Annotated in this window: 12 protein-coding genes; 9 read left to right on the forward strand and 3 right to left on the reverse strand. The window is 54.7% G+C overall.

Features of this window, described 5'->3' with window-relative positions:
* The first annotated feature begins 9 nt into the window (after positions 1-9).
* On the forward strand, positions 10-1,659 hold the full coding sequence (gene hutU, locus ACLJRU_RS12875; RefSeq protein ID WP_051962091.1) for a urocanate hydratase: 1,650 nt from the start codon (positions 10-12) through the stop codon (positions 1,657-1,659).
* Position 1,660: 1 nt separating this feature from the next.
* Positions 1,661-3,181: a histidine ammonia-lyase gene (gene hutH, locus ACLJRU_RS12880; RefSeq protein WP_023234752.1), complete on the forward strand. Its 1,521-nt coding sequence runs from the start codon at positions 1,661-1,663 to the stop codon at positions 3,179-3,181.
* An 84-nt stretch (positions 3,182-3,265) separates the two neighbouring features.
* Here the strand turns inward: hutH and ACLJRU_RS12885 are convergent, their stop codons facing one another.
* Positions 3,266-3,742 (reverse strand): kinase inhibitor, encoded by a 477-nt coding sequence (locus ACLJRU_RS12885; protein WP_001539535.1) that lies wholly within the window; start codon positions 3,740-3,742, stop codon positions 3,266-3,268.
* 57 nt (positions 3,743-3,799) lie between these two features.
* The gene (gene bioA / locus ACLJRU_RS12890) at positions 3,800-5,089 is read right to left on the reverse strand and encodes an adenosylmethionine--8-amino-7-oxononanoate transaminase (protein ID WP_023234753.1); all 1,290 of its coding nucleotides are present in this window, start codon (positions 5,087-5,089) and stop codon (positions 3,800-3,802) included.
* An 86-nt stretch (positions 5,090-5,175) separates the two neighbouring features.
* Here bioA and bioB point away from each other — a divergent pair, with 86 nt between their 5' ends.
* The 7 genes from bioB (at position 5,176) to slrP (ending at position 14,214) form a co-directional block, all read left to right on the forward strand.
* Positions 5,176-6,216: a biotin synthase BioB gene (gene bioB, locus ACLJRU_RS12895; RefSeq protein ID WP_000090729.1), complete on the forward strand. Its 1,041-nt coding sequence runs from the start codon at positions 5,176-5,178 to the stop codon at positions 6,214-6,216.
* A complete protein-coding gene (bioF, locus tag ACLJRU_RS12900) occupies positions 6,213-7,370 on the forward strand; it encodes an 8-amino-7-oxononanoate synthase (RefSeq protein ID WP_000118950.1) in 1,158 nt (385 codons plus the stop codon). Before bioB ends, bioF begins: the two co-directional genes overlap by 4 nt.
* Complete coding sequence (gene bioC / locus ACLJRU_RS12905) at positions 7,354-8,109, forward strand: malonyl-ACP O-methyltransferase BioC (protein WP_000079909.1); 756 nt, start codon at positions 7,354-7,356, stop codon at positions 8,107-8,109. Before bioF ends, bioC begins: the two co-directional genes overlap by 17 nt.
* A complete protein-coding gene (gene bioD / locus ACLJRU_RS12910) occupies positions 8,102-8,788 on the forward strand; it encodes a dethiobiotin synthase (RefSeq protein WP_000167225.1) in 687 nt (228 codons plus the stop codon). The genes bioC and bioD overlap by 8 nt, the downstream gene beginning before the upstream one ends.
* Positions 8,789-9,438: 650 nt before the next feature.
* Positions 9,439-11,460: an excinuclease ABC subunit UvrB gene (gene uvrB, locus ACLJRU_RS12915; RefSeq protein WP_000042502.1), complete on the forward strand. Its 2,022-nt coding sequence runs from the start codon at positions 9,439-9,441 to the stop codon at positions 11,458-11,460.
* 308 nt (positions 11,461-11,768) lie between these two features.
* A complete protein-coding gene (locus ACLJRU_RS12920) occupies positions 11,769-11,942 on the forward strand; it encodes a hypothetical protein (protein ID WP_001539544.1) in 174 nt (57 codons plus the stop codon).
* A 7-nt stretch (positions 11,943-11,949) separates the two neighbouring features.
* Complete coding sequence (gene slrP / locus ACLJRU_RS12925; protein WP_023234754.1) at positions 11,950-14,214, forward strand: SPI-1 type III secretion system effector E3 ubiquitin transferase SlrP; 2,265 nt, start codon at positions 11,950-11,952, stop codon at positions 14,212-14,214.
* Positions 14,215-14,308: 94 nt separating this feature from the next.
* On the opposite strand, the gene yvcK is transcribed toward slrP, so the two are convergent.
* The gene (gene yvcK, locus ACLJRU_RS12930) at positions 14,309-15,217 is read right to left on the reverse strand and encodes a uridine diphosphate-N-acetylglucosamine-binding protein YvcK (RefSeq protein WP_001246037.1); all 909 of its coding nucleotides are present in this window, start codon (positions 15,215-15,217) and stop codon (positions 14,309-14,311) included.
* Positions 15,218-15,474: the final 257 nt, after the last annotated feature.

Raw genomic sequence — 15,474 nt, forward strand, 5'->3', positions numbered from 1 at the left:
TTTAGCGTTATTTGGCGATGGCAGGTATTAACGGCGAAAAGCTGGCTGACAGAAGCCCCGCTGCGGATGTTAATGAATAATCTCGATCCTGACGTGGCGGAAAATCCGCATGAGCTGGTGGTCTACGGCGGGATTGGTCGCGCCGCGCGCAACTGGGAATGCTATGACGCTATTGTTGATGCGCTCACCCGGCTGGAGGCGGACGAAACGTTGCTTATTCAGTCTGGTAAACCGGTCGGCGTATTTAAAACGCACGACAACGCGCCGCGGGTATTAATCGCCAACTCCAACCTGGTTCCCCACTGGGCGACATGGGAACACTTTAACGAACTGGATGCTAAAGGACTGGCGATGTACGGTCAGATGACGGCCGGAAGCTGGATCTATATCGGCAGTCAGGGAATCGTGCAGGGAACATACGAAACCTTTGTCGAGGCGGGGCGTCAGCACTATAACGGCACGCTGGCGGGACGCTGGGTGCTGACCGCCGGGCTGGGCGGCATGGGCGGCGCGCAACCGCTAGCCGCGACGCTGGCCGGAGCGTGTTCGCTGACGATTGAATGCCAGCAAAGCCGTATCGATTTTCGTCTGCGTACTCGCTACGTGGATGAGCAGGCCGCCACGCTGGATGACGCGCTGGCCCGCATTACGCGCTACACCCGCGAGGGGAAAGCCGTGTCCGTCGCCCTGTGCGCGAATGCGGCGGATATCCTGCCGGAACTGGTTAATCGCGGCGTGCGCCCGGACCTGGTGACCGATCAGACCAGCGCCCATGATCCGCTACATGGCTATTTACCCTCCGGCTGGCGCTGGGAGGAGTATCAGAAAAACGCGCAATCCGATCCCCACGGGACGATGCAGGCAGCGAAACGTTCCATGGCGGCACATGTTCGGGCGATGCTGGCGTTCAGTAAAATGGGCGTGCCGACCTTTGACTATGGCAACAATATTCGCCAGATGGCGAAAGAGATGGGGGTGGAAAACGCCTTTGATTTTCCGGGATTTGTGCCAGCCTATATTCGTCCGCTGTTCTGTCGTGGCATCGGGCCGTTTCGCTGGGTGGCGCTGTCCGGCGATCCGCAGGATATCTATAAAACCGATGCTAAAGTCAAAGAGATAGTGGCTGAGGATAAACATCTGCATCACTGGCTGGATATGGCGCGCGAGCGCATTCATTTTCAGGGGCTACCGGCGCGTATCTGCTGGGTAGGCCTGGAGTGGCGGCAAAAACTGGGGCTGGCGTTCAACGAAATGGTGCGTTGCGGCGAGGTATCCGCGCCCATTGTGATTGGCCGCGATCATCTGGATTCCGGCTCTGTCGCCAGCCCTAACCGTGAAACCGAAGCGATGCGCGACGGTTCCGACGCGGTTTCCGACTGGCCGCTGTTAAATGCGTTGCTGAATACCGCCAGCGGGGCGACATGGGTATCACTCCATCATGGCGGCGGGGTGGGAATGGGGTTTTCGCAACACGCCGGTATGGTGATTGTCTGTGATGGCACTGACGAGGCCGCCGCGCGTATTCGCCGCGTGTTACACAACGATCCGGCGACGGGCGTCATGCGCCATGCCGATGCCGGATATGATCTCGCGGTGGAATGCGCTGTTGAGCAAGGTCTGAATTTACCGATGGTTGCGGCGACGCAGGGGAAAGGCTGATATGAACACCATGACACTCACTCCGGGGCAGTTAAGCCTCTCTCAACTGTACGATGTCTGGCGTCATCCGGTACAGCTTCGGCTGGACGCCAGCGCCATTGACGGCATTAACGCCAGTGTCGCGTGCGTCAATGATATCGTTGCCGAAGGGCGTACCGCCTACGGCATCAACACCGGTTTCGGCCTGCTGGCGCAGACGCGCATCGCTGATGAAGACTTGCAAAATCTACAGCGATCGTTGGTGTTGTCTCACGCCGCGGGCGTAGGCGACCCACTGGATGACGCGATGGTGCGTCTGATTATGGTATTGAAAATCAATAGCCTGGCGCGCGGGTTTTCCGGGATTCGGTTGAGCGTGATAGAAGCGCTCATCGCTCTGGTGAATGCCGGCGTGTATCCGCTGATTCCGGCAAAAGGCTCGGTTGGCGCGTCGGGCGACTTAGCGCCGCTGGCGCATCTGTCGCTGATGCTGCTTGGCGAAGGAAAAGCGCGCTGGCAGGGCGAATGGCTTCCGGCGCAGACGGCGCTAAAAAAGGCCGGACTGGAGCCTGTCGCGTTGGCGGCCAAAGAGGGGCTGGCGCTGCTTAATGGCACCCAGGCATCAACGGCCTTCGCGCTGCGCGGTTTGTTTGAGGCACAGGAGTTATTTGCCTCCGCCGTTGTCTGCGGCGCGCTGACTACCGAAGCCGTACTGGGATCGCGCCGTCCTTTTGATGCGCGCATTCATGCCGCGCGCGGACAACAGGGGCAAATTGACGTCGCGCGGTTGTTCCGGCACCTGCTGACCGATACCAGCGCCATTGCTGAATCACATCACCACTGTCATAAAGTTCAGGACCCGTATTCCCTTCGCTGCCAGCCGCAGGTAATGGGCGCTTGTCTGACCCAGTTACGTCAGACGAAAGAGGTACTGCTGGCTGAGGCCAACGCGGTATCCGATAATCCGCTGGTCTTTGCCGATGCGGGGGAGGTGATCTCCGGCGGTAACTTCCATGCTGAACCGGTTGCCATGGCGGCGGATAATCTGGCGCTGGCGATAGCGGAAATCGGCGCGCTATCGGAGCGGCGCATCGCGCTGATGATGGATAAACATATGTCGCAGTTACCGCCGTTCCTGGTGAAAAATGGCGGCGTTAATTCCGGTTTTATGATTGCCCTGGTCACCGCCGCGGCGCTCGCCAGCGAGAATAAAGCGCTGGCGCACCCGCACAGCGTGGATAGCCTGCCGACCTCGGCGAATCAGGAAGATCATGTCTCAATGGCCCCGGCGGCAGGGCGGCGACTCTGGGAAATGGTGGCGAATACCCGCGGCATCATTGCCGTGGAGTGGCTGGCGGCCTGTCAGGGGATAGATTTACGGGAAGGGTTAACCTCCAGCCCGTTACTGGAACAGGCGCGGCAGACACTGCGCGAGCGGGTGGCGCACTATACGCAGGATCGTTTTTTCGCGCCCGATATTGAGTGTGCGACGGCGCTGCTGGCGCAAGGCGCGTTACAGCGTCTGGTGCCGGACTTTATGTGAATGCTGCCGGATGGCGCGGCGCTTATTCGGCTTACCCAACCCGTTGGTAGGGTAAGACGTTTACGCCGCCATCCGGCACAGCGTTTAACTGAACATCGCCGTGATCGAGGCGCTGGCGAGCGAATGGAAATGCACGTTAAAGCCGACCATCGCGCCGCTGGCGTCTTCATCAACGTCAAGACGCTCGACGTCCAGCGCGTGAACCGTAAAGATATAGCGGTGCGTTTCCCCTTTAGGCGGCGCCGCGCCGCCGTAGCCCGCTTTACCGAAATCGGTACGCGTCTGAATGACGCCGTCTGGTACGGCCACCAGGCCTGAGCCGAACCCTTGGGTCAGTACGCGCGTATCCGCCGGGAGGTTCACCACCACCCAGTGCCACCAGCCGGAGCCGGTCGGTGCGTCGGGATCGTAACAGGTCACGACAAAACTTTTGGTGACCATCGGCACGTCGTCCCAGGCCAGATGCGGCGAAATATTATCGCCATCATAGCCCATACCGTTAAAAACGTGGCGATGAGGAAGTTTATCTCCATCGCGCAAATCGTTGCTGATAAGTTTCATGCGCTCTCCTTTTGACTCACCAGAAGTGTAGCCAGAAGCAGCATCGCTTACCGCTGATTAATGGCTAAAAAATGTTTCATTGTGTACCGCGTCATTGACCGCCTGGGTCAAACGGCGCAGTTGATCCGGACGAATAATGTAGGGCGGCATCAGGTAGATTAGCTTGCCGAACGGCCTGATCCAGACGCCTTGCCCGACGAAGAAGCGTTGAAGCGCCGCCATATTGACCGGATGCGTGGTTTCAACCACCCCAATCGCACCCAACACCCGCACATCCGCCACCCAGGGCGAACTTTGCGCGGGGGCTAACTCAGCGCGTAACTGAGACTCGATAGACGCCACCTGCTGACGCCATTCGCCGCTTTCCAGCAGCGTCAGGCTGGCGCAGGCGACGGCGCAGGCCAGCGGATTCCCCATAAACGTCGGGCCATGCATAAAACACCCCGCCTCGCCGTTGCTAATAGTCTCTGCAACCTGGCGTGTCGTGAGCGTTGCCGAGAGGGTCATGGTGCCGCCGGTTAACGCTTTGCCGAGACACAGAATATCCGGTGCGATCCCGGCATGCTCGCAGGCGAACAGTTTGCCGGTACGGCCAAACCCGGTGGCTATTTCATCGGCAATCAGCAGAATGCCTTCGCGATCGCACATGTTACGAATACGCCTGAGCCATTGTGGATGATATATGCGCATCCCGCCCGTGCCCTGAACGATAGGTTCCAGAATCACGGCGGCTATTTCATGACGATGCGCGGCCATCAGGCGGGCAAATGGCGCGATGTCGCTTTCATCCCATTCGCCATCCATCCGGCTTTGCGGCGCCGGCGCGAACAGATTTTCCGGCAGATAGCCTTTCCACAAGCTGTGCATGGAGTTATCCGGATCGCACACCGACATCGCGCCGAACGTGTCGCCATGATAACCGTGGCGAAACGTCAGAAAACGCTGACGCGATTCGCCCCGCGCCTGCCAGTATTGCAGCGCCATCTTCATGGCCACTTCTACCGACACCGAACCAGAGTCGGCCAGAAAGACACACTCCAGCGGCTCAGGCGTTATCGCGACCAGCTTACGGCACAGATTCACCGCAGGTTGATGGGTTATGCCGCCGAACATGACATGCGACATGGCGTCAATTTGCGCTTTCATCGCCGCGTTCAATTGCGGGTGGTTATAACCATGAATGGCCGCCCACCAGGAGGACATCCCCTCAATCAGGCGTTCGCCCGAGGCGAGAACCAGCTCGCAGCCTTCGGCCCGCTCAACGGGATATACCGGCAGCGGCGAGGTCATGGAAGTGTAAGGATGCCAAATATGGCGTTTATCGAAGGCCAGATCGTCCGTTGTCATAATCGACTTGTAAACCAAATTAAAAAGATTTAGGTTTACGAGTCTACACCATATCAAAAACAAACAACATATTTTGGAGAAGCCCGATGGCTCGCCACCCACGCTGGACACTGTCGCAAGTAACCGAATTATTTGAAAAACCACTGCTGGAATTGCTGTTTGAAGCGCAGCAAATTCATCGCCAGCATTTCGATCCGCAGCAGGTACAGGTTAGTACGCTGCTGTCGATCAAAACCGGTGCCTGCCCGGAGGATTGTAAATACTGCCCGCAGAGCTCGCGCTATAAAACCGGGCTGGAAGCCGAGCGCTTAATGGAAGTGGAGCAGGTACTGGACTCCGCCCGTAAAGCGAAAAACGCCGGTTCGACCCGCTTCTGTATGGGGGCGGCCTGGAGGAATCCGCATGAACGCGATATGCCTTATCTGGAGAAGATTGTACAGGGCGTCAAAGCGATGGGGCTGGAAACCTGTATGACGCTCGGCATGTTGAACGAGAGCCAGGCGCAGCGTCTGGCTAACGCCGGGCTGGATTACTACAACCACAACCTCGATACCTCGCCGGAGTTTTACGGCAATATCATCACTACCCGTACCTATCAGGAGCGCCTCGACACGCTGGAAAAAGTCCGTGAAGCAGGGATTAAAGTGTGCTCCGGCGGCATTGTGGGTCTGGGCGAAACGGTTACCGATCGCGCCGGACTGTTGTTGCAGTTGGCGAACCTGCCTACGCCGCCGGAAAGCGTGCCAATCAACATGCTGGTGAAGGTAAAAGGCACGCCGCTTGCGGATAACGATGACGTGGATGCGTTTGATTTTATTCGTACTATCGCCGTAGCGCGCATCATGATGCCGACCTCATACGTGCGTCTTTCCGCAGGACGTGAACAGATGAACGAGCAGACTCAGGCGATGTGCTTTATGGCCGGGGCGAACTCGATTTTCTATGGCTGCAAATTGTTAACTACGCCAAATCCGGCAGAGGACAAGGATCTGCAGTTATTCCGTAAGCTGGGGCTGAATCCGCAGCAGACCAGGGTGCTGGCGGGCGATAACGAGCAGCAGCAACGTCTGGAGCAGACGCTGATGACGCCTGACACCGATGATTATTACAACGCGGCAGCCTTATGAGTTGGCAACAACGCGTCGACGATGCGCTGACGGCGCGTCGGGCGACGGATACGTTGCGCCGCCGCTATGTGGTATCGCAGGGTGCCGGACGCTGGCTGGTAGCGAACGGGCGACAGTATCTTAACTTCTCCAGCAATGATTACCTCGGCTTAAGTCAACACCCGCAGATTATTCGCGCCTGGCAACAGGCAGCGACGCGTTTTGGCGTCGGCAGCGGCGGGTCGGGTCATATCAGCGGTTATTCCGTGGCGCACCGGGCGTTAGAGGAGGAACTGGCGCAATGGTTAGGATATCCGCGCGCGCTACTGTTTATCTCTGGCTTTGCGGCGAATCAGGCGGTCATTACCGCCTTAATGAAAAAAAATGACCGGATTGTGGCCGACAGGTTGAGTCATGCTTCCCTGCTGGAGGCCGCCAATCTGAGTCCGGCGCAGCTTCGCCGCTTTATCCATAACGATACGCAGCATCTGTCGCGTTTACTGCAATCGCCCTGCGTGGGTCAGCAACTGGTGGTGACAGAAGGTGTATACAGCATGGACGGCGACAGCGCGCCGCTGGCGGAAATCCAGCACATTGCCCGCAGGCATCATGCCTGGCTGTTGGTTGATGATGCGCACGGCATCGGCGTGACTGGCGATGAGGGGCGGGGCACCTGCTGGCAGCGGGGGGTGAAGCCTGAGTTGCTGGTGGTGACTTTCGGTAAGGGGTTTGGCGTCAGCGGCGCAGCGGTGCTATGCTCGGAAAGCGTCGCAGATTATCTGCTGCAATTCGCCCGTCATCTGGTTTACAGCACCAGTATGCCGCCCGCCCAGGCGCAGGCGTTAAGCGCCTCGCTGGCGGTGATCCGTAGCGATGAAGGTCGTGAACGGCGCGAAAAACTCGCCGCTCTGGTTCAGCGCTTTCGGGCCGGCGTTAACGCGTCCCGATTTACGCTACTGAATGCACATAGCGCCATCCAGCCGTTAATCGTGGGCGATAACAGCCGTGCATTGCGCCTGGCGGAGGCGCTGCGTCAACAAGGATGCTGGGCGACGGCGATTCGTCCGCCGACGGTGCCTGTCGGTACGGCGCGCCTGCGCTTAACGTTAACGCAGGCGCATGAAGCGTGCGATATAGACCGTCTGCTGGAGGTGCTGCATGGCGCAGGTGAATAAGCAGGCTATTGCGGCGGCGTTTGGCCGGGCCGCATCGCAATATGAACAGCACGCCTCTTTACAGCAACACAGCGCGGATGCGCTGCTGACGCTGTTGACAGGCCGCCAGTTTGCCAGTGTGTTGGACGCAGGCTGCGGCCCCGGACGTATGAGTCGTTACTGGCGAGAGCGGGGGAGCGAAGTGACCGCCCTGGATCTTTCGCTGCCGATGCTGCAACAGGCTCGCGATCGTCAGGCGGCGCATCACTATTTGCTGGCGGATATCGAAGCGATTCCCCATGACGCCGAAGTTTTTGACCTGGCCTGGAGCAACCTGGCGGTCCAGTGGTGCGGCGATTTACGCGATGCGTTGAGCGAGTTGTATCGGGTTGTACGGCCCGGCGGCGTGGTGGCGTTTACCACCTTGTGCCAGGGGTCGTTGCCGGAGCTGCGTCAGGCATGGCAGGCCGTCGATAATCGCGCTCACGCGAATAGCTTTTTGCCGGAAGAGGCCATTGACCACGCGCTGCGCGGCTGGCGGGCGTTTCGTCATACTCAGGCGATGACATTGTGGTTTGAGGATGCCCTGAGCGCAATGCGCTCGCTTAAAGGCATTGGCGCCACCCATCTTCATGAAGGGCGGGAGTCGGATGTATTAACCCGCGCCCGGCTTAGACAGATTCAACTGGCATGGCCGCAGCGGCAGGGGAAATATCCGCTGACGTACCATCTTTTTATGGGAGTGATTGAACGTGACTAAACGCTATTTTGTGACCGGTACTGATACTGAAGTCGGTAAAACGGTCGCCAGTTGCGCCTTATTGCAGGCCGCAACGCAGTTAGGTTATCAAACCGTAGGCTATAAGCCCGTCGCTTCCGGCAGCGAAATGACAACCGATGGGCTACGCAATAGCGATGCCCTGGCCTTGCAGCGTAACAGCAGCCTGCCGCAACCTTATTCCGCTATCAATCCTTATACTTTTGCCGAGCCTACCTCTCCCCACATCGTTAGCGCCGACGAAGGCCGGGCGATAGACGCGGCGGTGTTATCACGCGGATTGCGAACGCTGGAGGCGCAGGCAGACTGGGTGATGACAGAAGGGGCGGGCGGCTGGTTTACACCGCTCTCTGCCACGCTGACGTTTGCCGACTGGGTACAGACGGAGCAGCTGCCGGTGATTCTGGTTGTTGGCGTCAAGCTGGGCTGTATTAATCACGCCATGCTGACGGCGCTGGCGGTAGAACAGGCCGGATTACCACTTGTCGGATGGATAGCCAACGACATACAGCCGCCGGGCGCGCGTCATGGTGAATATCTCGCGACGCTTCGCCGCGTCATACCGGCCCCGCTGTTAGGGGAAATCCCGTGGCTGGGCATTTCTCCATCGCAGGCGGCGACAGGACAGTATCTGGACCTCAGCCCCCTGGAACGCGCCTGACCGCGCTTAAAAACCGCCTTCTTGCAGGATCTGACGATCCTGCTGTTCTTTCGCCAGACCCTCCTGACGTCTCCATGCTAAAAATGTGCAAAATGTGAGCGTCTACGCCTCAATTTTTCCCTTCTCGTTAGCCAATAATCTGCCAAAAATAGCGATAATTTTTTTTTATCGCCCGGCGAAAACGTCAAGGGCTGATTTTGCCAGGCGGTAGGGGATACGGGCTGGAAGCAGTTATCCACTATTCCTGTGGATAACCTTGTGTATTAGAGTTAGAAAACACAACGTAAGCGAGAGGCGACGCGGCCTGCGACTAAATTGGCGCGAAAGACGGCTTGAGAAAATATCCCTTTTCAGACAGCAAGTTATATAAAATCAATGGTTGTAAAGGAAGGGGGATACGTTGACATAAAACTTTCATCATCCGACTTGACAAATGTTAAAAAAGACTCTGGTCTGGGGATAACCAGCACACTGCTGGAATTTTACCCCGCGACTGTCTATGTTTTACCTCTAAATAGCGTGGGGTATCTGCCGATAGCCATTATACACTGGAGTGTTACTGTTTTTTCATCCAGTATTTTTTATTGGCAATATTCACCGTCGAGAGTAAAATTACACCCCTGCCCGCTCACTCCTTCAGGTAGCCGCTCATGAGTAAACCGTTCAAACTGAATTCCGCTTTTAAACCTTCTGGCGATCAGCCGGACGCTATACGTCGTCTGGAAGAGGGGCTGGAGGACGGGCTGGCGCATCAGACGTTATTGGGCGTGACCGGCTCCGGGAAGACATTCACCATTGCCAACGTCATTGCGGACTTGCAGCGGCCAACGATGGTGCTTGCGCCCAATAAAACCTTGGCGGCGCAGCTCTACGGCGAAATGAAAGAGTTTTTCCCGGAAAACGCGGTGGAGTATTTCGTCTCCTACTATGACTACTATCAGCCGGAAGCTTATGTGCCAAGTTCGGATACGTTTATCGAAAAAGACGCTTCGGTAAACGAACATATTGAGCAAATGCGGTTGTCGGCAACGAAAGCGTTGCTTGAGCGACGCGATGTCGTGGTGGTGGCTTCCGTGTCCGCGATTTACGGTCTGGGCGATCCGGATCTCTACCTGAAAATGATGCTGCATCTGACGGTGGGAATGCTGATTGACCAGCGCGCGATTTTGCGTCGGCTGGCGGAATTGCAATACACCCGTAACGATCAAGCTTTTCAGCGTGGTACCTTTCGCGTGCGCGGCGAAGTGATCGACATCTTCCCGGCTGAATCTGACGACATCGCGCTACGCGTTGAGCTGTTTGATGAAGAAGTGGAACGCCTGTCGCTGTTCGACCCGTTAACCGGGCAGGTAGAGTCAACGGTGCCACGTTATACTATCTATCCCAAAACGCACTACGTGACGCCGCGCGAGCGTATTCTGCAGGCGATGGAAGAGATAAAAGATGAGCTGGCGGACAGGCGTAAGGTCTTGCTGGCGAATAATAAGCTGCTTGAAGAGCAGCGATTAAGCCAGCGCACGCAGTTCGATTTAGAGATGATGAACGAGCTGGGCTACTGCTCAGGCATTGAAAACTATTCCCGCTTTCTGTCGGGCCGCGGGCCGGGCGAACCGCCGCCAACCTTGTTCGATTATCTGCCCGCCGACGGACTGCTGGTGGTGGATGAGTCTCATGTCACCATCCCGCAGATAGGCGGCATGTACCGCGGCGACCGGGCGCGCAAAGAGACGCTGGTCGAGTATGGCTTCCGTCTGCCTTCGGCGCTGGATAACCGTCCGCTGAAGTTTGAGGAGTTTGAAGCCTTAGCGCCGCAAACTATCTATGTTTCCGCCACGCCCGGCAACTATGAGCTGGAAAAATCTGGTGATGAGGTGGTGGATCAGGTCGTGCGACCGACCGGGCTGCTGGACCCGATTATTGAAGTGCGTCCGGTGGCGACCCAGGTGGACGATCTGCTGTCCGAAATTCGTCAGCGTGCGGCCATTAATGAGCGTGTCCTTGTCACTACGCTCACCAAACGGATGGCGGAAGATTTGACCGAATATCTGGAAGAGCACGGCGAGCGCGTGCGTTACCTGCACTCAGATATTGATACCGTGGAGCGCATGGAAATCATCCGCGATTTGCGTCTGGGCGAGTTTGACGTTCTGGTGGGGATTAACCTGCTGCGCGAAGGGCTGGATATGCCGGAAGTCTCGCTGGTGGCGATTCTGGACGCCGACAAAGAGGGCTTCCTGCGCTCCGAGCGCTCCCTGATTCAGACCATAGGACGCGCGGCGCGTAACGTTAACGGTAAAGCGATTCTGTATGGCGATAAAATCACGCCGTCGATGGCGAAGGCGATTGGCGAAACCGAGCGACGTCGCGAGAAGCAGCAGAAGTACAACGAAGAGCACGGTATCACTCCGCAGGGGCTGAACAAAAAAGTGGTCGACATCCTGGCGCTGGGGCAGAACATTGCGAAAACCAAAGCGAAGGGGAAAGGCAAGGGCCGTTCTACGGCAAAAGCCGGAATTGTCGAACTGGATATGACGCCGAAAGCGTTGCAGCAGAAAATTCATGAACTGGAAGGGCAAATGATGCAGCACGCGCAAAATCTGGAGTTTGAAGAAGCCGCGCAAATTCGCGACCAGTTGCACCAGTTACGCGAGTTGTTTATCGCGGCGTCCTGACAATGTGTCGATCGCCAGCGAGTCATCGTTACCATGGCTCGCTTTTGAGAATTTCAGTTCAATAGTAAGGGCTAAGTCAGTCAGGAATGAAAAACAGTGACAGGCTTTGACTAACGAGATTGTCGAAAAACTCAAAACATCAATGGGGTAGCTAGTTTAATCACAACTGAAGAAAATTAGCGTTGAGGCTGAACCCAACGCTAATTTTCCCTCTCTCCTCGGCTATGAAAAAAAACGCCCCGTATTATCGGTATAGCTATCCTCATGATCGTCATTTTAATCTTATGTGAGTTCGTTGAAAGCGTGTCATGGCAACAGATTACATCATTCTACTTAAAAAAGAGGTGATGGAAGCGCGAGCATTTATAAGTCAAGCGCTGCAAATACTGAATGATTTGTCCGAAATAATGACGACTATGGCCTCTTGTTTAAAGTTGAGAATATCCTTATCTGTTACTTTAGGTTACGTTCAGATCAGGTAGGGAAAATATGTTTAATATTACTAATATACAATCTACGGCAAGGCATCAAAGTATTAGCAATGAGGCATCAACAGAGGTGCCTTTAAAAGAAGAGATATGGAATAAAATAAGTGCCTTTTTCTCTTCAGAACATCAGGTTGAAGCACAAAGCTGCATCGCTTATCTTTGTCATCCACCTGAAACCGCCTCGCCAGAAGAGATCAAAAGCAAGTTTGAATGTTTAAGGATGTTAGCTTTCCCGGCGTATGCGGATAATATTCAGTATAGTAGAGGAGGGGCAGACCAATACTGTATTTTGAGTGAAAATAGTCAGGAAATTCTGTCTATAGTTTTTAATACAGAGGGCTATACCGTTGAGGGAGGGGGAAAGTCAGTCACCTATACCCGTGTGACAGAAAGCGAGCAGGCGAGTAGCGCTTCCGGCTCCAAAGATGCTGTGAATTATGAGTTAATCTGGTCTGAGTGGGTAAAAGAGGCGCCAGCGAAAGAGGCAGCAAATCGTGAAGAAGCCGTACAACGGATGCGTGACTGCCTGAAAAATAATAAGACGGAACTTCGTCTGAAAATATTAGGACTTACCACTATACCCGCCTGTATTCCTGAGCAGATAACTACTCTGATACTCGATAACAATGAACTGAAAAGTTTGCCGGAAAATTTACAGGGAAATATAAAGACCCTGTATGCCAGCAGTAATCAGCTAACCAGTATCCCTGCCACGTTACCGGATACCATACAGAAAATGGAGCTGAGCATTAACCGTATTACTGAATTGCCGGAACGTTTGCCTTCAGCGCTTCAATCGCTGGATCTTTTCCATAATAAAATTAGTTGCTTACCTGAAAATCTACCTGAGGAACTTCGGTACCTGAGCGTTTATGATAACCGCATAAGGACACTGCCAGAACATCTTCCGTCAGGGATTACCCATTTGAATGTGCAGAGTAATTCGTTAACCGCTCTGCCTGAAACATTGCCGCCGGGCCTGAAGAATCTGGAGGCCGGCGAAAATGCCTTAACCAGTCTGCCCGCATCGTTACCACCAGAATTACAGTTCCTGGATGTAAGTAAAAATCAGATTACTGTTCTGCCTGAAACACTACCTCCCACGATAACAACGCTGGACGTTTCCCGTAACGCATTGAGTAATCTACCGGAAAACCTCCCGGCGGCATTACAAATAATGCAGGCCTCTCGCAATCACCTGGTCCGTCTCCCGGAGTCGTTACCCCATTTTCGTGGTGAAGGACCTCAACCTACAAGAATAATCGTAGAACATAATCCTTTTTCAGAACGAACAATACAGAATATGCAGCGGCTAATGTCCTCTGCGGGTTATCAGGGACCCCAGGTATTTTTTGCCATGGGCGACTTTTCAATTGTTCGGGTAACTCGACCACTGCATCAAGCTGTCCAGGGGTGGCTAACCAATCTCGAGGAGGAAGACGTCAACCAATGGCGGGCGTTTGAGGCAGAGGCAAACGCGGCGGCTTTCAGCGGATTCCTGGACTATCTTGGTGATACGCAGAATACCCGACACCCGGATTTTAAGGAACAAGTCTCCGCCTGGCTAATGCGCCTGGCTGATGATAGCGCACTAAGAGAAACCGCATTTATTATAGCGATGGATGCAACGATAAGCTGTGAAGATCGGGTCACACTGACATACCACCAAATGCAGGAAGCGACGTTGGTTCATGATGCTGAAAGAGGCGCCTTTGATAGCCACTTAGCGGAACTGATTATGGCGGGGCGTGAAATCTTTCGGCTGGAGCAAATAGAATCGCTCGCCAGAGAAAAGGTAAAACGGCTGTTTTTTATTGACGAAATCGAAGTATATCTGGGTTTTCAGAATCAGTTACGAGAGTCGCTGTCGCTGACAACAATGACCCAGGATATGCGATTTTATAACGTTTCGGGTATCACTGAGTCTGACCTGGACGAGGCGGAAATAAGGATAAAAATTGCTGAAAATAGGGATTTTCACAAATGGTTTGCGCTGTGGGGGCCGTGGCATAAAGTGCTGGAGCGTATAGCGCCAGAAGAGTGGCGTGAAATGATGGCCAAAAGGGCTGAGTGTATTGAAACGGATGAGTATCAGAGCCGGGTCAATGCTGAACTGGAAGCGTTAGGAATAGCAGGTGATCCTGACGCAGAGCGCATGGCTGGAATGCGGATAATGGAAGAGATCAATCAGACCCTCTTTACTGAGATCATGGAGAATATATTGCTGAAAAAAGAGGTGAGCTCGCTCATGAGCGCCTACTGGTGATAGCTGAACGCAGTTTATCAGAAGAGGGAGAGAGCCTGTTTACCCTTCGGTGTAAACAGGCTTCTGATAAGCGCAGCGTCGTCGGTAAATGGGCTTAACCCAACGCCTGTAGCGCTTTTTCCAGCGCATTGTGTAGTAACTGACGATCGTGGCGATAGGGGATATCGCTGGCCTCCAGCACTTCCTGAATCACCAGCCGATCGTTCACCGCACTGACGTCAACTTGCGGTCCAACCACCACCGCGTCAATGACTTTTTTGCCAATATATTGCTCCATCATCGCCAGCTTATCGACCAGCGTTAAACTGGCGGCGGGCAGACTCAGTTCGCGACCCAGATTGCCGATATACACCATTGGCGCTGGGGTGCGCCGCAGCGCCTGCGCCAGTTCATCCAGCAGCAGGCAAGGCATCAGGCTAGTATAAAAACTGCCAGGGCCAATCAGAATCAGATCCGCGTCATTAATGGCCTGTACCGCTTCCCGCGTCGCCGGAACGTTTGGCGTTAACATGATCTCCTGCGGCGGCGTCGCTAACTGATCGATATTCACCTCGCCGTAAATCTCATGCCCCTGTTCATCAATCGCCATCAGATCTACCGGTAGCTCCGACATCGGGATCAGCTGCGCGTCCACTTTAAGCAGATTACGAATTAAATTAATCGCTTCCAGAGGCCGCACGCTCAGGTGATCTAACGCCTTTAACATCAAATTTCCGAGGTTATGACCAGAAAGTTCGCCATTACCGCCAAAACGATACTCAAACATAGCGGACGCGACGCTGGGTTCGGTAATTAACTGATTCAGACAGTTGCGCATATCGCCCCAGGCGATCCCGCCTTCCGAGCGGCGAATACGGCCAGTTGACCCCCCATTATCTGTGGTAGTCACAATGCCGGTCAGGCGCGAACCTAATGAAGAAAGCGAGGAGAGGACGCGTCCTAATCCATGCCCTCCGCCGAGGGCAACGACACGATCAAGGTCAGCCAGCGTACGATTGCGCATAAAAATTCCTGAAGTCAAATAAGCAGCGCTACAGTAGCGCAAGTCGCGGGTTTTCAGCAATTAGCCAACCGGCTAAAAGACAATTAATTATTCCCGACTACCCCTTTATAGCGAGGGCGTTACCACGGCTAAATGATATATATCAATGTAAAAGTGTGATTTTCACGTATTCTGTCGCTAAATAGCACGATCATATCGCTATGTATATGTTTATATAGCGAAAGCGTGATGGCGAAATTGTCATTTACACGCTAGTA

It is taken from the genome of Salmonella sp. SAL00653 (genome assembly GCF_046552515.1).
GTDB classification, from domain to species: domain Bacteria; phylum Pseudomonadota; class Gammaproteobacteria; order Enterobacterales; family Enterobacteriaceae; genus Salmonella; species Salmonella enterica.

Excerpts from the sequence above, each read along its gene's own strand:
- bioF (WP_000118950.1), top strand. The coding sequence starts at position 6,213 with ATGAGTTGGCAACAACGCGTCGACGATGCGCTGACGGCGCGTCGGGCG.
- uvrB (WP_000042502.1), top strand. The coding sequence starts at position 9,439 with ATGAGTAAACCGTTCAAACTGAATTCCGCTTTTAAACCTTCTGGCGAT.
- hutH (WP_023234752.1), top strand. The coding sequence starts at position 1,661 with ATGAACACCATGACACTCACTCCGGGGCAGTTAAGCCTCTCTCAACTG.
- bioB (WP_000090729.1), top strand. The coding sequence starts at position 5,176 with ATGGCTCGCCACCCACGCTGGACACTGTCGCAAGTAACCGAATTATTT.
- slrP (WP_023234754.1), top strand. The coding sequence starts at position 11,950 with ATGTTTAATATTACTAATATACAATCTACGGCAAGGCATCAAAGTATT.
- yvcK (WP_001246037.1), bottom strand. The coding sequence starts at position 15,217 with ATGCGCAATCGTACGCTGGCTGACCTTGATCGTGTCGTTGCCCTCGGC.
- ACLJRU_RS12920 (WP_001539544.1), top strand. The coding sequence starts at position 11,769 with ATGGCAACAGATTACATCATTCTACTTAAAAAAGAGGTGATGGAAGCG.
- bioC (WP_000079909.1), top strand. The coding sequence starts at position 7,354 with ATGGCGCAGGTGAATAAGCAGGCTATTGCGGCGGCGTTTGGCCGGGCC.
- ACLJRU_RS12885 (WP_001539535.1), bottom strand. The coding sequence starts at position 3,742 with ATGAAACTTATCAGCAACGATTTGCGCGATGGAGATAAACTTCCTCAT.
- bioA (WP_023234753.1), bottom strand. The coding sequence starts at position 5,089 with ATGACAACGGACGATCTGGCCTTCGATAAACGCCATATTTGGCATCCT.